The organism is Pseudomonas rosaeacicularis, assembly GCF_057128745.1.
The window spans coordinates 99069-120190 of record NZ_JBSKHT010000015.1; the positions used below are offsets into that span (position 1 = coordinate 99069).

Annotated in this window: 17 protein-coding genes; 9 read left to right on the forward strand and 8 right to left on the reverse strand. The window is 55.4% G+C overall.

The features are described from left to right. The first annotated feature begins 74 nt into the window (after positions 1–74). A complete protein-coding gene (gene trkA, locus ACWKWM_RS19955; RefSeq protein WP_483847793.1) occupies positions 75–1448 on the forward strand; it encodes a Trk system potassium transporter TrkA in 1374 nt (457 codons plus the stop codon). A 121-nt stretch (positions 1449–1569) separates the two neighbouring features. Here the strand turns inward: trkA and ACWKWM_RS19960 are convergent, their stop codons facing one another. Together ACWKWM_RS19960 and ACWKWM_RS19965 are read right to left on the reverse strand one after the other, a co-directional pair. After that, positions 1570–2457, reverse strand: a complete 888-nt coding sequence (locus ACWKWM_RS19960) for a lysophospholipid acyltransferase (RefSeq protein ID WP_483847794.1) — start codon at positions 2455–2457, stop codon at positions 1570–1572. Positions 2458–2527: 70 nt separating this feature from the next. Beyond that, positions 2528–3091 (reverse strand): DNA-3-methyladenine glycosylase I, encoded by a 564-nt coding sequence (locus tag ACWKWM_RS19965; RefSeq protein ID WP_483847795.1) that lies wholly within the window; start codon positions 3089–3091, stop codon positions 2528–2530. 81 nt (positions 3092–3172) lie between these two features. Between ACWKWM_RS19965 and glyQ the strand changes: the two genes are divergently transcribed. From glyQ to ACWKWM_RS19985, 4 genes are read left to right on the forward strand one after another with little or no spacing between them, the layout of a single operon-like run. After that, positions 3173–4126: a glycine--tRNA ligase subunit alpha gene (glyQ, locus tag ACWKWM_RS19970; protein ID WP_331188299.1), complete on the forward strand. Its 954-nt coding sequence runs from the start codon at positions 3173–3175 to the stop codon at positions 4124–4126. Next, positions 4123–6177: a glycine--tRNA ligase subunit beta gene (gene glyS, locus ACWKWM_RS19975; protein WP_483847796.1), complete on the forward strand. Its 2055-nt coding sequence runs from the start codon at positions 4123–4125 to the stop codon at positions 6175–6177. Before glyQ ends, glyS begins: the two co-directional genes overlap by 4 nt. 16 nt (positions 6178–6193) lie before the next feature. After that, positions 6194–6745: a D-glycero-beta-D-manno-heptose 1,7-bisphosphate 7-phosphatase gene (gene gmhB / locus ACWKWM_RS19980; RefSeq protein ID WP_483847797.1), complete on the forward strand. Its 552-nt coding sequence runs from the start codon at positions 6194–6196 to the stop codon at positions 6743–6745. Between the two features lie 55 nt (positions 6746–6800). Next, positions 6801–7571, forward strand: a complete 771-nt coding sequence (locus ACWKWM_RS19985) for a lysophospholipid acyltransferase family protein (protein WP_483847798.1) — start codon at positions 6801–6803, stop codon at positions 7569–7571. Positions 7572–7757: 186 nt separating this feature from the next. Here the strand turns inward: ACWKWM_RS19985 and ACWKWM_RS19990 are convergent, their stop codons facing one another. The 6 genes from ACWKWM_RS19990 to dnaA all read right to left on the reverse strand — a co-directional run bounded on the left by ACWKWM_RS19990 (position 7758) and on the right by dnaA (position 18012). Further along, on the reverse strand, positions 7758–8957 hold the full coding sequence (locus ACWKWM_RS19990) for an MFS transporter (protein ID WP_483847799.1): 1200 nt from the start codon (positions 8955–8957) through the stop codon (positions 7758–7760). Positions 8958–9008: 51 nt separating this feature from the next. Beyond that, on the reverse strand, positions 9009–11648 hold the full coding sequence (locus ACWKWM_RS19995) for an MGH1-like glycoside hydrolase domain-containing protein (protein ID WP_483847800.1): 2640 nt from the start codon (positions 11646–11648) through the stop codon (positions 9009–9011). A gap of 163 nt (positions 11649–11811) precedes the next feature. Next, on the reverse strand, positions 11812–14229 hold the full coding sequence (gene gyrB, locus ACWKWM_RS20000) for a DNA topoisomerase (ATP-hydrolyzing) subunit B (RefSeq protein WP_483847801.1): 2418 nt from the start codon (positions 14227–14229) through the stop codon (positions 11812–11814). Positions 14230–14233: 4 nt separating this feature from the next. Then, the gene (recF, locus tag ACWKWM_RS20005; protein ID WP_483847802.1) at positions 14234–15337 is read right to left on the reverse strand and encodes a DNA replication/repair protein RecF; all 1104 of its coding nucleotides are present in this window, start codon (positions 15335–15337) and stop codon (positions 14234–14236) included. Between the two features lie 12 nt (positions 15338–15349). Beyond that, a complete protein-coding gene (gene dnaN / locus ACWKWM_RS20010) occupies positions 15350–16453 on the reverse strand; it encodes a DNA polymerase III subunit beta (RefSeq protein ID WP_483847803.1) in 1104 nt (367 codons plus the stop codon). A gap of 38 nt (positions 16454–16491) precedes the next feature. After that, on the reverse strand, positions 16492–18012 hold the full coding sequence (gene dnaA / locus ACWKWM_RS20015) for a chromosomal replication initiator protein DnaA (protein WP_483847804.1): 1521 nt from the start codon (positions 18010–18012) through the stop codon (positions 16492–16494). A gap of 585 nt (positions 18013–18597) precedes the next feature. Here dnaA and rpmH point away from each other — a divergent pair. From rpmH to yidC, 4 genes are read left to right on the forward strand one after another with little or no spacing between them, the layout of a single operon-like run. After that, positions 18598–18732, forward strand: coding sequence for a 50S ribosomal protein L34 (rpmH, locus tag ACWKWM_RS20020; protein WP_002551315.1), 135 nt, complete (start codon positions 18598–18600; stop codon positions 18730–18732). 16 nt (positions 18733–18748) lie between these two features. Continuing rightward, positions 18749–19150, forward strand: coding sequence for a ribonuclease P protein component (gene rnpA / locus ACWKWM_RS20025; protein WP_483847805.1), 402 nt, complete (start codon positions 18749–18751; stop codon positions 19148–19150). After that, complete coding sequence (yidD, locus tag ACWKWM_RS20030) at positions 19143–19388, forward strand: membrane protein insertion efficiency factor YidD (RefSeq protein WP_483835272.1); 246 nt, start codon at positions 19143–19145, stop codon at positions 19386–19388. Before rnpA ends, yidD begins: the two co-directional genes overlap by 8 nt. 2 nt (positions 19389–19390) lie before the next feature. Continuing rightward, positions 19391–21073 (forward strand): membrane protein insertase YidC, encoded by a 1683-nt coding sequence (gene yidC, locus ACWKWM_RS20035; RefSeq protein WP_483847806.1) that lies wholly within the window; start codon positions 19391–19393, stop codon positions 21071–21073. Positions 21074–21122 lie beyond the last annotated feature (49 nt).

Here is a 21122-nt window from a genome sequence, read left to right on the forward strand (position 1 = left end):
GCAATCGCAGCCTTCGGCAGCGCTTACACAAAGAGCGGCAGGCGGCAGGACAAACCATTTCAAGGAGAGACTGATTGAAAATCATCATTCTCGGCGCAGGGCAGGTCGGTGGCACGCTGGCCGAGCATCTGGCCAGTGAGGCCAACGACATCACAGTGGTCGACACCGATGGTGACCGACTTCGCGATCTGGGCGACCGTCTGGACATCCGTACCGTACAAGGTCGCGGTTCATTTCCCCATGTATTGCGTCAGGCTGGCGCCGACGATGCCGACATGCTGGTGGCCGTCACCAGCAGCGACGAAACCAACATGATCGCCTGCCAGGTCGCGTACACGCTGTTCCACACGCCCACCAAAATCGCGCGTATTCGCGAAGCGGCTTATCTGACGCGTGCGGGTCTATTCGATAACGATGCGATTCCGGTCGATGTTTTGATCAGCCCGGAACAAGTCGTGACCAACTACATCAAGCGCCTGATCGAATACCCGAGCGCATTGCAGGTGATCGACTTTGCGGGGGGCAAAGTGCAGCTGGTGGCGGTCAAGGCCTACTACGGCGGGCCGTTGGTGGGTCAGCAATTGCGCCAACTACGGGAGCACATGCCCAACGTGGATACGCGGGTAGCCGCGATTTTCCGTCGCGATCGTCCGATTATTCCTCAGGGCGACACGGTGATCGAGGCTGATGATGAGGTCTTCTTCATCGCCGCCAAGGCGCACATTCGAGCGGTGATGGGCGAAATGCGCCGGCTCGACGAGAGCTATAAACGCATCATCATCGCGGGCGGCGGACATATCGGGGAGCGGCTGGCCGAGGCCATCGAAAACCGCTATCAGGTCAAAATCATCGAGATGAACCCGGCGCGCTGTCGCTACTTGTCGGACACGCTCGACAACACCGTCATCCTGCAGGGCAGTGCCTCAGACCGCGATCTGCTGATGGAAGAAAACATCGACAACGCTGACCTGTTCCTGGCCCTCACCAACGACGATGAAGCCAACATCATGTCGTCGCTGCTGGCCAAAAGGCTGGGCGCCAAGAAGGTGATGACGATCATCAACAACCCGGCGTATGTGGACCTGGTGCAGGGCGGCGAAATCGATATCGCGGTCAGCCCGCAACTGGCAACCATCGGTACATTGCTGGCCCACGTGCGGCGCGGCGATATCGTCAGCGTGCATTCATTGCGCAGAGGCGCGGCGGAAGCGATTGAAGTAGTGGCGCACGGCGATTCGAAATCGAGCAAGGTCATTGGCCGGGCCATTCGGGATATTGATCTGCCGTCAGGCACCACTATCGGCGCGATCACCCGCGGGGAAGATGTGCTTATCGCCCACGACGCTACTGTGATCGAGTCGGGCGATCACGTGGTCATGTTTCTTGTGGATAAGAAGTACATCAGGGACGTGGAGCGGTTGTTTCAGGTGGGGTTGAGCTTTTTTTAAAACCCACCGCTTACTGGTAGGAGTGAGCTTGCTCGCGATTTTTTCAGACGCCCTACGCCATTTTGTCTGAGATAAAGCAATCGCGAGCAAGCTCACTCCTACAGAATCGATGGTCTCGGGTTTAATACCACCGCGCCTCACCGGCTGGACGTTTCTTGAACCGCTTCATCGTCCACATGTACTGACTTGGATAAGTGCGCACGTACTTTTCGACGACCTTGCTCATGGCCGCCGCAGATGTTTCAGTATCTGTGCTGTACATGTCTTCCGGCGCCGCTTCGAGGACCACTTTGTAGCCCGAACCATCCTCCAGTCGCATTGCGTGCAGGAAAACACCCACCGCCTTGCCGCCCGCCAGCATGTTCGGCACGAACTTGCTGGTCAGCGCGACCGTCCCACAGAACGGTACGAAAATACCTGCTGATTCTGCTGGCTCCGGGTCAGCCGGAATCCCCACGGAACCGCCTTTGCGCACTTCCTTGATAACGCTGAGAATGCCTTCCCTGGTCGAGGCGGCCACGCGATTACCCAACTGCACACGCTGTTTGCGCAGCAGGTCATCCACGGCTTTGAGCTTGGGCGGACGATAGAAAATGATCGGTTTGCACTGGCTGCAATAGAAGTGGTTGAGCACTTCCCAATTGCCCAGGTGACTGGTGATACCGACCACGCCTTTACCCGACGCCAGCGCGGCGGTCAGCACTTCAAGGCCTTCGACTTCGCGCACCAGATTGATCGATTTCTGCGCCGGCCAGATCCACGCGCAGGCGCTTTCGGTCAGCGTCTTGCCGATGTCCATCAGACTGCGACCGACCAGCGCTTCAAGCTCCTGAGGGTTCAACTCGGGAAAGCACTTGGACAGATTGATCCGCGCCACTTCGCGCGAACGATTGGGCAACTTCCACATCAGCCAGCCGATGGCGGTGCCGACCGCTTGAACCGCGCGCCAAGGCAGCAGGGCAAACAACCGCAACGCCCCGACCATCATGGCGCCTTTGAACTTATCCACAGATCACTCCTGAATCGATGAGGCGGGCATTGTAACCATTCAGCCATGAGCCGGGCTGCAACAACCGCTCCTACAGTGAATCGTTACTCACCAGCGCTGCGTACTGATCGCAATCGACGGTGTGGTCCATGACCATGCCTGTGGCCTGCATGTAGGCGTAGCAAATGGTGGGACCGACGAAAGTGAAGCCCGCTTTTTTCAGCGCCTTGCTCATGGCCTCAGCCTGCGGGGTGATGGCCGGGACTTCGCTGCGATCCTTGAAGTGGTTGACCTTTGGCGTTCCACCGACAAAGGACCAGACGAACGCCACCGGATCCTCAAGCTTCAGCCAGGCCTGAGCATTGCGCCGCGCGGCATTGAGCTTCAAGCGATTACGCACAATGCCGGGCTCAAGCATGAGTGCTTCAATTTCGGCCTCGGTCATTTGCGCGACGCGCTGCACATCGAAATCGAACATGACTTCTCGGTAACGAGCGCGTTTCTTTAAAATCGTGATCCATGACAAGCCGGCCTGGAACCCTTCGAGCAACAGGAACTCGAACAGCATCTGCGCGTCGCGCAACGGCACGCCCCACTCTTGATCGTGATAGGCCATATAAAGAGGGTCTTCGTTGCACCAAAAGCAGCGTGGCATAGGGCTCCAAGGGTGGAGGCGCGGTCGAATCGGGTATACTCCCGCTCTTTAAATCGCAGCCCCCCAGTACAGGTGAATTTCGTGAGCCAGCCTACGCCAGCCGTGCGTACCTTCCAAGACTTGATCCTCGCCCTCCAGCAATACTGGGCTGAGCAAGGTTGTGTGGTACTTCAGCCCTACGATATGGAAGTGGGCGCCGGCACTTTCCACACCGCCACGTTTCTGCGCGCCATCGGCCCGGAAACCTGGAACGCCGCTTATGTGCAGCCCAGTCGTCGTCCGACTGACGGCCGCTACGGCGAAAACCCGAACCGCTTGCAGCACTACTACCAATTTCAGGTGGTTCTCAAACCCAATCCGGACAACTTCCAAGAGCTGTACCTCGGCTCGTTGAAGCATGTCGGTCTCGATCCGTTGGTCCATGACGTACGCTTCGTCGAAGACAACTGGGAATCGCCGACGCTTGGCGCCTGGGGCATGGGCTGGGAAATCTGGCTCAACGGCATGGAAGTCTCGCAGTTCACTTACTTCCAGCAGGCTGGCGGCATCGAGTGCTACCCGGTGACCGGCGAAATCACCTATGGCCTCGAGCGCCTGGCGATGTATCTGCAAAACGTCGATTCGGTGTACGACCTGGTCTGGGCCGACGGTCCGTTCGGTCGCGTCACCTACGGCGATGTGTTCCACCAGAACGAAGTGGAGCAGTCGACCTACAATTTCGAGCAAGCGAACGTCGAAAAACTGTTCGAGCTGTTCGACTTCTACGAAAGCGAAGCCAAGCGTTTGATCGAACTTGATCAACCGCTGCCGTTGCCGAGCTACGAGATGGTCCTGAAGGCCTCGCACACTTTCAACTTGCTGGATGCCCGTCGCGCGATTTCCGTGACTGCGCGTCAGCAATACATCCTGCGTGTGCGCACGTTGGCGCGCTCCGTGGCCCAGGCATACCTGATGGCCCGGGCCAAGCTTGGCTTCCCGATGGCACCCCCTGATCTACGTGACGAAGTGTTGGCTAAGCTGGAGGCTGCGCAATGAGTGCTCAAGATTTCCTGGTTGAACTGGGCACCGAAGAACTGCCACCCAAAGCACTGAGCGTGCTCGGCGATGCATTTCTGGCGGGTATCGAAAAAGGTTTGCAGGCCGCAGGCCTCACCTACAGCGCCAAGCAAGTATTCGCCGCGCCTCGCCGTCTGGCCGTACTGATCACCGAACTGGCGACACAGCAACCCGATCGCAGCGTGAACCTCGATGGCCCGCCGCGTCAGGCAGCCTTCGACGCCGAAGGCAATCCGACTCAGGCAGCCTTGGGCTTCGCCAAGAAGTGCGGCGTGGATCTCAGCGAAATCGACCAAAGCGGCCCGAAACTGCGCTACAGCCAGAGCATCGCCGGTAAGACCACCGCCAGCCTGCTGCCGACCATCGTTGAAGACTCATTGAACGACCTGCCTATCCCCAAGCGCATGCGCTGGGGTGCTCGCAAAGAAGAGTTCGTGCGTCCAACCCAATGGCTGGTGATGTTGTTCGGTGAGCACGTCATCGACTGCACGATCCTGGCGCAAACCGCCGGCCGTGAGTCGCGCGGTCATCGTTTCCATCACCCGGAAAACGTGCGCATCAGCTCGCCTGCCAGCTACATCAGCGATCTGCGTACGGCGTATGTACTGGCCGATTTCAACGAGCGTCGTCAGTTGATCAGCAAGCGCATCGAAGAACTCGCCACCGAATACGAAGGCACTGCCATCGTACCGCCGAGCCTGTTGGACGAAGTAACTGCGCTGGTCGAGTGGCCGGTTCCGCTGGTCTGCTCGTTCGAAGAACGCTTTCTGGATGTGCCTCAGGAAGCGTTGATCACCACCATGCAGGACAACCAGAAGTACTTCTGCCTGCTGGATGCAGACGGCAAGTTGCTGCCGCGCTTCATCACGGTCGCCAACATCGAAAGCAAAGACCCGACGCAGATCGTGCTCGGCAACGAGAAAGTCGTTCGCCCGCGTCTGACCGATGCCGAGTTTTTCTATAAGCAGGACAAGAAGCAGAAGCTGGAGACCTTTAACCAGCGCCTGCAAAACGTGGTGTTCCAGGCACAACTGGGCACCGTGTTCGACAAGGCCGAGCGTGTTTCCAAGCTGGCTGCTTTTATCGCCGCTCGTATTGGCGGCGACGCTCAGCGCGCTGCACGTGCGGGCCTGCTGTCCAAGTGCGATCTGGCGACCGAAATGGTCGGCGAGTTTCCTGAGATGCAGGGCATTGCCGGTTACTACTACGCCTTGGCTGACGGCGAGCCAGAAGACGTCGCGCTGGCGCTCAACGAGCAGTACATGCCGCGCGGCGCTGGCGCTGAACTGCCTACCACGCTGACCGGCGCTGCAGTTGCCATCGCAGACAAGCTCGACACGCTGGTTGGTATCTTCGGTATTGGCATGCTGCCCACCGGCAGCAAAGACCCGTACGCACTGCGTCGCGCGGCGCTTGGCATTCTGCGCATCCTGATCGAGAAGAAACTCGACCTCGATCTGATCAAGACCGTGCAGTTTGCAGTTGCCCAATTCGGTACCAAGATCAAACCAGCGGGCTTGCCGGAACAGGTACTCGAGTTCGTATTCGATCGCCTGCGTGCGCGCTACGAAGACGAAGGCGTGGACGTTTCGGTTTACCTGTCGGTGCGTGCGCTGCAACCTGCTTCAGCGTTGGATTTCGATCAGCGTGTCCAGGCAGTTCAAGCTTTTCGCAAACTGCCAGAAGCAGCGGCATTGGCGGCCGTGAACAAGCGCGTCTCGAATTTGTTGAGCAAGGCCGAAGGCGCCATCGCCAGCACGGTCGAGCCCAAATATTTCGACAACGCCAACGAGTTCTCGCTGTACTCCGCTATCCAGCAAGCAGACCAGGCGGTGCAGCCGATGGCTGCGCAACGTCAGTACAGCGAGTCACTGGCGCGCTTGGCTGCACTGCGTGAGCCTGTGGATGCGTTCTTTGAAGCGGTGATGGTCAACGCCGAAGATGCCAGTGTCAGGGCTAACCGTTACGCGCTGCTGGCACGTCTGCGAGGACTGTTCCTGGGCGTTGCCGACATTTCCCTGTTGAGCTGATGCGGGAGAGCGACACGTGAAGCTGCTGATTCTCGATCGGGACGGGGTGATCAACGAGGACTCCGACGCCTATATAAAGTCGGTGGAGGAGTGGATTCCGATCCCCGGTTCTATCGAGGCGATTGCGCAGTTGAGCAACGCCGGCTGGACAGTGGCAATCGCTACTAATCAGTCCGGCATCGCTCGTGGTTATTACGATATCGCCACTCTGGATGCCATGCATGCGCGATTGCGCGCCTTGGTAGCAGAGCAGGGCGGCGAGGTCGGTTTGATCGTTTACTGCCCACACGGCCCCGACGAAGGCTGTGAATGTCGCAAGCCCAAGCCCGGCATGCTGCGTACCATAGCCAGCCATTACGCTGTAGATCTTGCTGGCGTTTGGTTTGTGGGGGACAGCAAGGGTGACCTGGAGGCCGCGCTGGCCGTCGACTCTCAGCCTGTTCTGGTGATGACGGGCAAAGGTCACAAGACCCGCAGCGGTTCCTTGCCTGCCGGTACACTGATTTTTGATGATCTGGCGGCGATTGCTGCAGAGCTTATTCACAATAACGCTTCGTTGAACGGCTAGCCGGTCGCCCAACGGTGCGCAAGATTCGGGCAACGCCCGTACGGTAAATGCTTCTATGTCGATGATGCGGGCAATCAGGATCTTCTTCTTTTACCTGCTTTTGGGCAGCACCGCTCTGTTGTGGTGCTCGCTGAGTTTCTTCGTCGCGCCCTTTATGCCATTTCGCGTTCGTTATCGGTTCATCAATGTCTATTGGTGCCGGTGCGCGCTGTGGCTAACGCGGGTGATGCTCAATATTAAAGTTGAAGTCACCGGCCAGGAAAACGTACCGGAAACCCCGTGTGTGATCGTGTCCAACCACCAAAGCACATGGGAAACGTTTTTCCTGTCGGCGCACTTCCAACCGCTGAGCCAAGTGCTCAAGCGTGAATTGCTATACGTGCCGTTCTTCGGGTGGGCGATGGCGATGCTTCGTCCGATTGCTATCAACCGCGACAACCCCAAAGCGGCGCTCAAAGAAGTGGCCAAGAAGGGCGATGAGTTGTTGAAGGACGGTGTGTGGGTTCTGATCTTCCCGGAAGGCACTCGTGTTCCATACGGGCAGATCGGGAAATTCTCGCGCAGTGGTTCGGCACTGGCGGTCAACGCCGAGTTGCCCGTGTTGCCTGTGGCACACAATGCCGGCAAGTTCTGGCCCAAAGAAGGGTGGGGCAAAGTGCCAGGCACTATCCGGGTGGTGATCGGTGAACCCATGTATGCCGAAGGCACAGGGCCCCGTGCAGTTGCAGCATTGAATGACCGCGTTTTCGCTTGGAACGAAGCCACGCAAAAAGCTCTGGGCTCTCCGGGCATACCCGCAAGCACGCCTGAGAAAGCATCAGCGTAATTTTGTGGATAACCTGTGCACCATTTTTGTAAATATTCTGATAAAGCGCTGTAACTAGCTAATTTGCATGCTTATTTCATATCGCGATTAGCGGGCCAAAAACGTGCATAAGTTTTTTGATGCCATTGTTTTTGGCCCGCTAAGCACGCCGGAAATTGCCGGTCTTGGGCGCTTGTTGCACCAGCGCTAATTAAGATCTACACCCTCCAGTTTCGCTTTGGTTATCCACAGATTGCAAAGCGCTGCCATCCCTATCAACACCAACCCGCCGATCGCCGCTGCGACGAATCCCATGCTCGGCGAAACGCTATCGATCGCCAGTCCTACGAGCGGCATCGCCATTGTTTGTCCGATCCTGTAAGCCGAATCTTGAAGACCCATTGCTTCGCCCCGGACGTTAGCGGGAGCCAGATTAGCCATGCTTTCAGAGCCTGCCGCCAATGTCGGCGTACACAGCAGATTGGTCGGCAGGAGCGCTATCATCAGAATCCACCAGGTCTGATCGAACAGTGCCACTGGCAGGAGCAGCAAGCTCATCCCCAAAGCCAGGGACGACTGCGACAATGATCGATGAACAATGCCGTGCACAAACCCGCCCGCGATCGAAGCTACAGACATAGCCGCAATGACGTAGCCGGTGAAAGCGAGCTGGCCGTTTCCACGCAGGACTGCAATCAATGCCAGCTCTGTTCCGGAGAGCACAAACAACGCCGCAGCGCTGACGAACAGGGCAGAGATCAAACGACCTGACATCCATGTCCGCATGGCGGGTCGAACTGGCTTTGCTTCAATCCTGATCTCTTCTGGCGTACGCGTCGGCCAATTCAGTCGGTACAGCACAACATAGGAAACCGCACGCCAGATACCAATGCCTGCCAATGTAGCCATAGGCGAATACAACGTGATAAGCAAAATGCCCACCGTGGGGCCGATGACGAACGAAAACTCCATCAACATCATGTTCAGCGAATAGGCGGGGCGGCGGTAATCTTCAGGCACCAGGCTTGCCACGAATTGCCTGGCGAGTGAGCCGGTGGGCACGGTGAACAACGAAGCGAGAAACGACAGCCCGATGAATACCAGAAACGGGACGAACGGCAGCAGTGCCCAAGCCACAGTGGAGAGGAGGCCGCAAACCGCTACGACAGGGCGCAGGCCATGCTTGTCGATCATGCGCCCCAGCACGGGTGAGCCGAGTGCGAAACCGAGCGCGGTGGTGGTACCCACCACACCGGCCTCAAAATAGCCGCGTCCCAGGTCCGTCAGCACATGCAGCGTTAGCGCAAGGCTCATTATGGTCAGGGGAAGGCCTGCAACGAACATGAACAGAATGGCTGGAAGCACCCGCGGCAGTTCCAGCACTTTTCGGTATTTGTACAACGACATCCTGGGGACAGCTCCTTGTGCTTGAAAATACTCCTGACGACAAACAATCGACTACTGCTTTGGTTGCAGCATCAACGCGACCAAGGCGCTCCAACCAGTCTGATGCGATGCGCCCAATCCGCGTCCGTTTTCCCCATGAAAATACTCGTGAAACAACACCAGATCCCGGCTCTGCGGGTCAGTTTGTAGCTGTGGATAACCGGACATGGACGGGCGATTCCCAGCTTCATCCCGCACAAACATACGACAGACCCGTGCGCTGAGTCCGTCAGCCACTTCTTCCAGCGATGCCAGATAACCTGAACCCGTCGGGTACTCAACCGAGAAATTCTCCCCGTAATAGCGATGAAACTCACGCAGTGATTCGATTAGCATGTAATTGAGCGGCATCCAGATCGGGCCGCGCCAATTGGAATTGCCACCAAACAGGCGCGATTCTGACTCTGCGGGCTGATAGTCCGCGCAAAGATTGTCGCCGTTGATGTGCATGCTGAAGGGCCGTGCAGCGTAGGACTTGGACAGTGAGCGGATACCAAATTCAGACAAGAACTCGCTTTCATCGAGCATGCGCTTGAGCAGATCCTTTGTCCGCTGACCCCGCAGTAAAGCCAGCAGCAAGCGATTGCCCTTACCCGGTTCTGTCCAGCGTGAGACCAGGAGTGCGAGGTCTGGTCGGTGATGCAAGAAGCCAAGCAGTCGATCACGCAGCCCTTTCAAGCCTTCATGTTCGCGCTGCTCCAGCACGCGAACCGCGAACAATGGAATCAAGCCTACAATGGATCGCAAGCGGACCGGGTCGCTGGTGCCATCGGGACGATGCAGGACATCGTAGAAAAAACCATCTTCGTCATCCCATAGACCCTCGGCGTCTTTGCCCGCCTGATTGATTGCACCGGCGATGTAGAGAAAGTGCTCAAAGAACTTAACCGAGATATCAACGTAAACCTCGTTGCGCTTGGCCAACTCCAAGGCGATACGCATCAGGTCCAGCGCGTAACCGGCGACCCAAGCCGTCCCGTCGGCTTGATCGAGTTGATAACCCGGGGCCATGGCCGCAGATCGATCAAACAGGGCAATGTTATCGAGCCCAAGAAACCCGCCCTGAAAAATGTTGTGTCCCTCGGCATCCTTGCGGTTAACCCACCAAGAAAAATTCAGCAGCAGCTTGTGGAAAACTCGCTCAAGAAAATCAACATCGCCTTCACCCTTCAGTGCCTTTTCCATTTGATAGACCCGCCACGTCGCCCAAGCGTGGACGGGCGGATTGGCATCATCGAAACGCCATTCGTAAGCAGGCAACTGACCATTGGGGTGCATAAAGCGATCTTTGATCAACAACAACAGTTGGTCTTTGGCAAAGTCGGGATCGATAAGGGCAAATGCCACCGCCTGAAAAGCTAGGTCCCAGGACGCGTACCATGGGTACTCCCATTTGTCCGGCATCGAGACGATGTCGAAATTGCACAGGTGCTGCCATTGGCTGTTTCGAATTTTCGGACGGTCTGGCGGCAACGGGGCCTGATTGGGATCGCCTTCCAGCCAGGCCTTCACATCAAAGTAATAAAGCTGCTTGGACCACAGTAAACCGGCCAATGCCTGGCGCTGGACGTTGCGCGCGTCGGCGTCCGGCATACCCAATTGCAGCGCGTTGTAGTAATCATCAGTTTCTTTGAGACGTGTAGTGAACAACTCGCGAGCGTTAATGCGCTCGGCATCGGCAGGCGCAAATCTTAGGTAAACCACTTCGCTTGCGTAGCCATCTAGCTGCATCAAAAAGTGCGCAGCCACGCGTGTGCCTTTATCGTGGCGAATCGCATCAGCTTTCGCGCCGACGATGTAGTCGTTGATCCCGTCTTTGAATGGCCCCGTACCTTGCGTGCCGAACAGTTTAGGGCCATTGGTTTCGTTCTCGCAAAAGAGCCATTCACCAGGCTGTTTGCCCCACGCCGTTGCCATTTTTTCAGGTAACTGCGGATGGCGCGCGATAACGCTTTCACCCTCCAGCGACAGGGAAGGGCGCTCGGAGTCACGCCCAAGGCTCCAGGTGTTTCTTGCCCAAAGATGCGGCAATACGTGCAATCGCGCTGCACAGTCGGACCGGTTAACGACGGTGACACGCATAAAAATGTCGTCCGGGGTGTGTTTGGCGTATTCGACGGTCACATCGAAGTAGTGGTTGTCGTTAAACACGCCAGTATCGAGAATCTCGTACTCAGGGTCCTCCAGACCGCGTCGCGCGTTCTCCGTGACCAAGTCGTCGTAAGGAAAGGCGGCATGGGGATACTTGTACAGCATGCGCATGTACGCATGGCTCGGGAGTCCATCGACGTGGAAGTACAGCTCCTTCACGTCCTCACCGTGGTTCCCTTCGGCATTGTTCAGACCGAATAGCCGATCCTTCAAGATGGCATCGTGCTCGTTCCACAACCCCAGCCCGAGGCACCAGTGCTGAGACTGGTCAGAAAAACCGGCCAAGCCATCCTCGCCCCAGCGATAGCTTCGGCTGCGAGCATGGTCGTGGGGAAAGTAATCCCAAGCATTGCCGTCAGCGCTGTAATCCTCCCGTACCGTGCCCCATTGCCGATCGCTCAGGTAGGGGCCCCATTCTCGCCACCGGAAAGCGTCTTCCCCGGCCAAGCGCAGGCCTTCGGTGGTTTCCACGATGGACGTAGCAACTGCGTCGGCGGTCATCTTCACTTCCAGGACAAGTCAGACGTCTGGCAGTGTAGGGCGGCTATTAAACGAAAAGAAATCTATTTGACGACACTCAGGGCTGCGTTGCTTTGTGCCTGAACACAAAAAAACCCCGGAGGACGATGATCCTTCGGGGTTTCTTATCGAGCAAAATCGAGCTTCAGAAATCCAGGTTCGATACTGCCAGCGCATTGCTCTCGATGAATTCACGGCGCGGTTCTACCGCATCGCCCATCAACGTGTTGAAGATCTGGTCTGCACCGATTGCATCTTCAATCGTCACTTTCAGCATGCGGCGAACAGCTGGATCCATGGTGGTTTCCCACAACTGATCCGGGTTCATTTCACCCAGACCTTTGTAGCGCTGGATGGTGTGACGCTTGGTGCTTTCAGCCATCAACCAGGCCAGCGCTTCCTTGAACTCGGTGACCTGCTTCTTACGCTCGCCGCGTTGGATGTAGGCGCCTTCTTCCAGCAGTGAGCTGATCTGCAGGCCTAAGGCGGTTACCGTCTTGTAGTCGTTGCTGCCGAAGAAGTCTCGGTTGAAGGTGACGTAGTTCGATAGGCCGTGGGAGATCAGTTCGACCTCTGGCAGCCACACGCCACGCTCACGATCTTCACGCAGACTGGCTTTGTAGACCAAGCCTGACTTCTCGCCCACGCGCAGACGTTCATCGAACTTGTCCAGCCAAGCTTGCATGCCGGCATGGTCAGCGAGCTGCTCCAGCGTGACAGGTGGCAGATATACGAAGTGCTCGGTCAGCTCCTGAGGATAGAGACGCGACAAACGCTTGAGCGTCTTCATCACCATCCGGAAATCGTTGACCAGTTTTTCCAGCGCTTCACCGGAAATGCCTGGAGCGGATTCGTTAAGGTGCAGGCTCGCATCTTCGAGGGCCGACTGAGTCATGTACTCTTCCATGGCTTCGTCGTCTTTGATGTATTGCTCTTGCTTGCCTTTCTTCACTTTGTAGAGCGGAGGCTGAGCGATGTAGATGTAGCCGCGCTCGACCAGTTCAGGCAACTGACGAAAGAAGAAGGTCAACAGCAGCGTACGGATGTGCGAACCGTCGACGTCAGCATCGGTCATGATGATGATGTTGTGATAGCGCAGTTTTTCGATGTTGTATTCGTCGCGGCCGATGCCACAGCCCAAAGCGGTGATCAACGTGCCCACTTCTTGCGAAGAGATCATCTTGTCGAAACGCGCTTTCTCGACGTTCAGGATTTTACCTTTGAGCGGCAGAATAGCCTGAGTCTTACGGTTACGTCCCTGCTTGGCGGAACCGCCAGCAGAGTCACCTTCCACAAGATACAGTTCGGAAAGGGCAGGGTCTTTCTCTTGGCAGTCGGCGAGCTTTCCTGGCAAACCGGCAATATCCAACGCACCTTTTCGGCGAGTCATCTCACGAGCCTTGCGCGCGGCTTCACGAGCGCGGGCTGCGTCGATCATTTTGCCCACAACGGCCTTGGCTTCGTTCGGATTTTCCAGAAGGAAGTCCGAGAAGTATTTGCCCATTTCCTGTTCGACCGCAGTCTTCACTTCGGAAGAGACCAGCTTGTCTTTGGTCTGAGAACTGAACTTTGGATCAGGCACCTTCACCGAAATAATAGCTGTGAGGCCTTCGCGCGCATCGTCACCGGTGGTGGCGACCTTGTGCTTTTTAGCCAGACCTTCTTGTTCGATGTAGTTATTGAGGTTGCGCGTCAACGCCGAGCGGAAGCCAACAAGGTGAGTGCCACCGTCGCGCTGAGGAATGTTGTTGGTAAAGCACAACAAATTCTCGTTGAAGCTGTCGTTCCACTGCAGGGCAATTTCGACACCGATCCCGTCGTCACGCTGCACATTGAAGTGGAATACTTCATTAACTGGAGTTTTGTTCGTGTTCAGGTATTCAACGAACGCACGTAAACCACCTTCGTATTTGAACAACTCTTCCTTACCGCTGCGCTCGTCTCGCAGAACGATGCCGACACCGGAGTTCAGGAAAGACAGTTCACGGATACGCTTTGCAAGGATGTCCCAGCTGAAGTGGATGTTCTTGAACGTCTCAGCGGAAGGTTTGAAGTGAATCTCTGTACCGGTGGAGTCGCTTTCACCGACGATGCGCATGGGTTCCTGAGGAACGCCATGCACATAGGTCTGCTCCCAGATCTTGCCGCTACGACGCACAGTCAGCAGAAGTAACTCGGAGAGGGCGTTAACCACGGAAACACCAACGCCGTGGAGGCCGCCAGAAACTTTGTACGAATTATCGTCAAACTTACCGCCGGCGTGCAGCACGGTCATGATGACCTCTGCAGCAGAAACGCCTTCTTCTTTGTGAACATCGACCGGAATACCGCGGCCGTTATCACGCACGGTAATAGATTCGTCCGGGTGGATAATGATACTGATGTCGTCGCAATGGCCAGCCAATGCTTCGTCGATCGAGTTATCGACCACCTCGAAAACCATGTGGTGGAGACCGCTGCCATCGTCGGTATCGCCGATGTACATACCGGGACGCTTGCGTACGGCGTCTAGCCCTTTCAGCACCTTGATGCTGGAGGAGTCGTACGTTTGATTTTCGCTCATGCATTCACTCCCGATGATCGTGGGTCTGGGTGATACAGCCTTGTTCCACGTGGAACAATGCAACTGGCGTTTCCGTCTGCCAGCCTTCCCTCAAAAATTCTTGATCTACACAGGTAATGAAAACCTGGCAGTGTAAGTCTTCTAGCAATCGGCATAGTGCGTTGCGATGATTCTCGTCGAGTTCGGATGGCAAATCATCGACGAGGTATATGCATTGACCTCGACGAGCCTGGCCTACCAAATGGCCTTGGGCGATGCGCAGCGCGCACACGACTAATTTTTGCTGACCACGAGACAAGATATCGGCAGCGTTGTGACCACCCAGCCGTAATCTTAAATCGGCTCTCTGTGGTCCCGCCTGCGTATGACCCATCTGCTGATCGCGGTGAAGAGAGGTAGCAAGCACCGCGCTTAGCTCCTTCTCTTTATCCCATCCGCGGTAGTAACTCAGGCTCAAACCTTCAAGCTGCACCAGCTCGCTCAAAGTTTGCTCGAAGACAGGCTTTAAGGCCTTGATATACGCACGTCGATATTCATCAATTTCATCACTTGCCAGACACAGTTCCCTGTCCCATGCCGCTTGCGAAGCGACGTCAAGTGTACCATGTCGCAACCACGAGTTACGCTGCCGCAGGGCCTTCTGAAGTCGCTGCCAAGTCCCCAAAAATCGAGGTTCCACGTGGAACACTCCCCAATCCAAAAATTGGCGTCGAATCTTCGGAGCCCCCTCAAGCAATCGAAAACTGTCTGGATTGATTAACTGCAGGGGAAGGGTTTCGGCGAGCTGTGCGGCACTCTTGGCGTTCTGGCCGTCGATGCGAATCTGGAATTCGCCTTGCCGGTCGCGAGAGATGCCCAGGCTGCTATGGCCACCTTCGGCTAATTCGACCTGACCAAAAACCGTACATGCTGGTTGTTCATATTGGATGACAGGCAGAAGCCTTACGCTCCGAAACGAGCGGGCAAGACCCAAAAGATGTATGGCTTCAAGGACGCTGGTTTTCCCGCTGCCATTGGCGCCATACAGAATGTTGATACGAGGGGAAGGGGAGAAGGTCACCGGTTGCAAATTGCGCACCCCGGTGACCGAGACGCGGCTGAGAGACATTAGCTTCTGCTGTTACAGGCGCATCGGCATTACGACATAGGCTGAGTCATCATTACCGGACTCTTGTACCAATGCGCTGCTATTGGAATCGGAAAGAATCAAACGAACTTGTTCGGTAGTCATTACGCCTAAGACGTCGAGCAAGTAGCTCACATTGAAACCGATCTCGAGCGCCCCTCCGTCGTATTCGACGCCGATTTCCTCTTCCGCTTCTTCTTGTTCAGGGTTGTTCGCCTGAATTTTCAGTTGGCCGCTGGCAAGCTGTAGACGGATACCGCGGTACTTTTCGTTCGAAAGAATTGCAGTTCGACTGAATGCTTCGCGCAATGCCTGTCGATCACCCACCACCAACTTATCCCCACCTTTTGGCAAGACACGCTCGTAATCCGGAAATTTGCCGTCGACCAATTTTGAGGTGAAGGTAAATTCACCTGTGGTGGCGCGAATGTGATGCTGGCCCAACACAATGCTGACGATGCCGTCTTGCTCAGTCAGCAGGCGCGCAAGCTCGAGAATACCCTTGCGTGGCACGATGACCTGATGACGATCGGCCTGTTCGATCTCTGCCGCCATTGAACACATTGCAAGACGGTGACCATCAGTCGCCACTGCCCGCAGGATACCGGACTGGACCTCAAGCAACATGCCGTTGAGATAGTAACGAACGTCCTGTTGCGCCATTGCAAAGCTGGTGCGCTCAATCAACCGACGCAGCTTGCTTTGAACCAGATTGAACGTGAACGAGCCCGGACCTTCTTCCACAGTCGGGAAGTCATTGGCTGGCAGCGTCGACAAGGTGAAGCGACTTCGCCCGGCCTTGACGATCAGCTTTTGCTCATCCAGTTTGATATCGATCAAAGCATCATTGGGCAAGCTCTTGCAAATATCCATCAACTTGCGGGCGGGCACAGTGATCTCGCCTGGTTCAGCAGCTTCCTCGAGCTGAACGCGACCTACCAGTTCAACCTCCAGGTCTGTTCCTGTCAGGGACAGTTGCTGACCCTCGACAACCAGAAGAACGTTCGACAGAACCGGCAAGGTCTGGCGGCGTTCTACAACGCCTGCGACCAGTTGCAGGGGTTTCAACAGGGCTTCGCGTTGAATGGTGAAATGCATGGTCTAGTCCCTTGCCTTGATAATCTGCTTTGGCATCATTAAGTGGTCAGTGTACGCAGCAGGTTCTTGTAGTCCTCGCGAATATCCGCGTCGGATTCTTTGAGCTCATTGATCTTGCGGCAAGCATGCAGAACCGTTGTGTGGTCGCGGCCGCCAAACACGTCACCGATCTCCGGCAAACTGTGGTTAGTAAGCTCCTTGGACAATGCCATGGCCACTTGGCGCGGTCGAGCGACAGACCTGGAACGACGTTTGGACAACAGGTCAGATATCTTGATTTTGTAGTATTCAGCAACCGTGCGTTGAATGTTATCCACACTCACCAGCTTGTCTTGCAGCGCCAGGAGATCCTTGAGCGATTCGCGGATCAACTCGATCGTAATATCCCGGCCCATGAAGTGGGAGTGCGCTATGACTCGTTTGAGTGCGCCCTCGAGCTCACGGACGTTGGAACGAATTCGCTGTGCGATAAAGAAAGCCGCATCGTGAGGCAAATCGACCTTCGCCTGATCGGCCTTCTTCATCAAAATGGCTACACGCGTTTCAAGTTCAGGCGGTTCGACCGCAACGGTCAACCCCCAACCAAAACGGGATTTAAGACGCTCTTCCAAGCCTTCAATTTCTTTCGGGTAACGATCACTGGTGAGGATGACTTGCTGGCCACCTTCGAGCAATGCGTTAAAGGTATGAAAAAACTCTTCCTGCGAACGCTCTTTGCGGGCAAAAAACTGAATGTCATCGATAAGAAGTGCATCGACCGAGCGATAGAACCGCTTGAATTCATTGATCGCATTCAGCTGAAGCGCTTTCACCATGTCCGCAACGAATCGCTCCGAGTGCAGATAAACCACTTTAGCGTTCGGATTCTTCTTTAGAAGATGGTTACCCACAGCGTGCATTAAATGCGTTTTACCCAAGCCGACACCGCCATACAAAAACAGCGGGTTGTAACCGTGCTTTGGGTTATCCGCTACCTGCCAGGCAGCTGCCCGAGCCAGCTGGTTGGATTTGCCCTCAACGAAATTTTCGAACGTGAATGTGCGATTCAAATAGCTGGTGTGCTTAAGCGCACCTTCAACCTGCACATTACGCTGCTCTGCCCGGGCAGGCGCCTGCTGTGAGCTGGCCCCGGCCATTGGATCAAAGCTTGCCCGAGAAGGCTCGTCATCAACACTGAGCGAATTTTGAACAGGAGCTTGTGCAGCTGCTCTGATCGCAGGCTGGGAGGAAATAGCCACATTACCGCTGGCGTGAACAGCCTGGGAAGCCGCGGCCGCCAAAGGAGCATTGGGCGCCGCACGTGGCGCGGAGCTTCGCTTGCTGCCTATTAATAAGGAAAGGGCAGGAGCCAGACCTTGACCATGCTCACCGAGAAGCTCAAGCAATCGGCTGAGATACTTTTCGTTAACCCAATCGAGCACAAACCGGTTTGGGGCATAGACACGCAACTCGTCGCCTTCGGCTTCAACCTGAAGCGGACGGATCCAGGTGTTGAATTGCTGGGCAGGCAGCTCGTCACGTAATAGCTCTACGCACCGTTGCCAAAGTTCCACTGACACGGACATCCCCTAAGTCAAAAGCCGATGAGGCAAAAACAAGCGGCCATTGTAGCGATCAGCAACGTACTTATCCACATGTAGGTTGATAAGACTGCACGACAAACAGGCGTTTCATGCACAGAAAGCCGACAAATGGCATGTGCATAAGCTCTGTGGATAACTGCTACTCAGCCCACTGCATAAGTATGACCTAAAATCTGTGGATAACGTGCCTGTGGATAAAACAGGATTCCACACACAGCTTTTCCGACGGCGCGGCACAGTTACACCACCGCTTTTCTACAACCTTTCTACGCTCTGTACACGCTGAGATACGTGGCCTGCATGATTCTATCCACAGATATGTGCTCCTATAGCTTCTATAAGCTCTATAAAAGAGCTTTAAATACTCTCCTTCTTTATTTCTATATCTAGACTCGGTTGGGATCTGGGAGTCGGGCCATAAATGGAGCAATTTGCAGCCGAGGAACTAAATGCACGAAACGTTGGTTGGAAATTGACCTGAGGGCACGCTTTCACTAGAATCCCCGGTCTCTTAAAACGGGGGCCATTCCGGCCCGTTGTGGACGAACCAGGTAACACGCCATGAAACGTACTTTCCAACCCAGCACTATCAAGCGCGCCCGCACCCACGGTTTCCGTGCACGTATGGCCACCAAGAACGGCCGTGCAGTCTTGTCGCGTCGTCGCGCCAAAGGCCGTAAGCGTCTGGCAGTTTGATTAATCGGCACAGGTGGTGAGTCAGGACTTCAGTCGGGAAAAGCGTTTGCTGACACCCCGGCATTTCAAGGCAGTCTTTGACTCCCCCACCGGCAAGGTTCCGGGGAAAAATCTCCTGCTCCTTGTGCGCAGCAACGATCTTGATCACCCCCGTCTGGGGTTAGTGATCGGGAAAAAGAGCGTAAAGCTCTCGGTTGAGCGCAATCGTTTAAAACGCCTGATGCGCGAATCGTTTCGCCAACACCAAGACAATTTGGTCGGTTGGGACATCGTGGTAGTCGCGCGAAAAGGCTTGGGTGACATTGAAAACCCCGAATTGATTCAGCATTTCGGCAAGCTCTGGAAACGTCTGGCGCGTAGCCGGCCTGCTTCAGAAGCCATTACCGAAACCGTAGGGGTAGACAGTCCTAATGCGTAAACTGGCGCTCGTACCGATCCAGTTTTACCGTTATGCCATTAGTCCTCTGATGGCCAGTCACTGTCGTTTCTACCCCAGTTGCTCCTGCTACGCGTACGAAGCCATTGAAAATCATGGCTTGTTACGCGGTGGCTGGCTGACCTTACGTCGCTTAGGTCGCTGTCATCCTTGGAATCCCGGTGGTTATGACCCGGTTCCAACAGATCCCACCTCCCGTTCCTCTTCGATGGCCGAGTAATCATGGATATTAAACGCACGATCCTGATCGTCGCCCTGGCAATCGTGTCCTACGTCATGGTCCTGAAATGGAACCAGGACTATGGCCAGGCTGCCCTGCCGACTCAGAATGTTGCCGCCAACACAAATACATCCGCGCTACCGGATACCCCGCCTGGCATAGCCGCATCAGCAAATGCCGATGTCCCAAGCGCAACGGGTGAAGTTGCTGCTCCTGCTGAAACTCCAGTGGTGGCAAGTAAGGATCTGATTCAAGTCAAAACAGACGTCCTGAATCTGGAAATCGATCCTGTTGGTGGTGACGTCGTGCAGCTTCGGTTGCCGCTTTACCCTCGTCGTCAAGACCATCCGGACGTTCCGTTCCAGCTTTTTGATAATGGTGGCGAACGTACCTTTCTGGCCCAAAGCGGTCTGACAGGGGCCAACGGTCCGGATGCTCGCTCAACCGGACGTCCGGTGTACGTGAGTGCACAGAAAAGTTATCAACTGGTTGATGGTCAGAATGACTTGGTCGTGGATCTCAAATTCAGTGATGCCGGGGTCAACTACATCAAGCGCTTTACATTCAAGCGCGGCCTGTATGACCTGACTGTTAGCTACCTGATTGATAACCAGAGCGCTCAGCCTTGGAACGGCAATCTGTTTGCACAGTTGAAGCGTGACGCCAGCTCCGACCCTTCGTCATCCACAGCCACTGGCACCGCGACGTATCTGGGCGCCGCTATGTGGACTGCTTCAGAGCCTTACAAAAAGGTGTCGATGAAAGACATCGATAAAGGTTCGGTCAAGGAAACGGTTCAAGGTGGTTGGGTCGCCTGGCTGCAGCACTATTTCGTTACAGCCTGGATCCCGAATCACGGCGATAGCAACACCGTCACCACGCGCAAAGACAGCCAAGGCAATTACATCATTGGCTTCACCGGCCCTGCACTGAACATCGCTCCGGGCGCCAAAGTCGAAACAAACACTACGCTTTATGCAGGCCCGAAAAGCCAGGCAGTGCTCAAAGAGTTGTCCCCAGGCCTGGAACTGACGGTCGATTACGGCATTCTCTGGTTCATCGCCCAGCCTATTTTCTGGCTCTTGCAACATATCCACAGCATTGTGGGTAACTGGGGCTGGTCGATCATCTTCCTGACGATGCTGATCAAAGGGCTTTTCTTCCCACTGTCGGCTGCAAGCTATCGTTCTATGGCGCGTATGCGAGCCGTAGCTCCCAAGCTCGCTATTTTGAAAGAACAACACGGCGATGATCGTCAGAAGCTTTCGCAGTCGATGATGGAGCTGTACAAGAAAGAGAAGATCAACCCGCTGGGTGGATGCCTTCCAATTCTTGTACAGATGCCGGTATTCCTGTCGTTGTACTGGGTCCTGCTGGAAAGCGTTGAAATGCGTCAGGCTCCATGGCTGCTGTGGATAACTGATTTGTCCATCAAGGATCCGTTCTTCATTCTGCCGATCATCATGGGCGCTACCATGTTCATCCAGCAGCGGTTGAACCCGACGCCTCCGGATCCGATGCAAGCCAAGGTAATGAAGCTGATGCCAATCATCTTCACGTTCTTCTTCTTGTGGTTCCCTGCGGGTCTGGTTCTGTATTGGGTAGTCAACAATACCCTGTCCATCACGCAGCAGTGGTACATCACACGTGGCATCGAAGCTAAGGCCAAGAAGGCCGAAGCTTGATCTAATCTGTGAATAAGTTATTCAGGACGCCCCCTCGTGGGGCGTTTTG

Coding starts and splice junctions, on each gene's coding strand:
- ACWKWM_RS19965 (WP_483847795.1), bottom strand. CDS start 3,091: ATGCCACGCTGCTTTTGGTGCAACGAAGACCCTCTTTATATGGCCTAT.
- glyS (WP_483847796.1), top strand. CDS start 4,123: ATGAGTGCTCAAGATTTCCTGGTTGAACTGGGCACCGAAGAACTGCCA.
- ACWKWM_RS19985 (WP_483847798.1), top strand. CDS start 6,801: ATGTCGATGATGCGGGCAATCAGGATCTTCTTCTTTTACCTGCTTTTG.
- ACWKWM_RS19990 (WP_483847799.1), bottom strand. CDS start 8,957: ATGTCGTTGTACAAATACCGAAAAGTGCTGGAACTGCCGCGGGTGCTT.
- ACWKWM_RS19995 (WP_483847800.1), bottom strand. CDS start 11,648: ATGACCGCCGACGCAGTTGCTACGTCCATCGTGGAAACCACCGAAGGC.
- gyrB (WP_483847801.1), bottom strand. CDS start 14,229: ATGAGCGAAAATCAAACGTACGACTCCTCCAGCATCAAGGTGCTGAAA.
- recF (WP_483847802.1), bottom strand. CDS start 15,337: ATGTCTCTCAGCCGCGTCTCGGTCACCGGGGTGCGCAATTTGCAACCG.
- dnaN (WP_483847803.1), bottom strand. CDS start 16,453: ATGCATTTCACCATTCAACGCGAAGCCCTGTTGAAACCCCTGCAACTG.
- rpmH (WP_002551315.1), top strand. CDS start 18,598: ATGAAACGTACTTTCCAACCCAGCACTATCAAGCGCGCCCGCACCCAC.
- yidD (WP_483835272.1), top strand. CDS start 19,143: ATGCGTAAACTGGCGCTCGTACCGATCCAGTTTTACCGTTATGCCATT.
- yidC (WP_483847806.1), top strand. CDS start 19,391: ATGGATATTAAACGCACGATCCTGATCGTCGCCCTGGCAATCGTGTCC.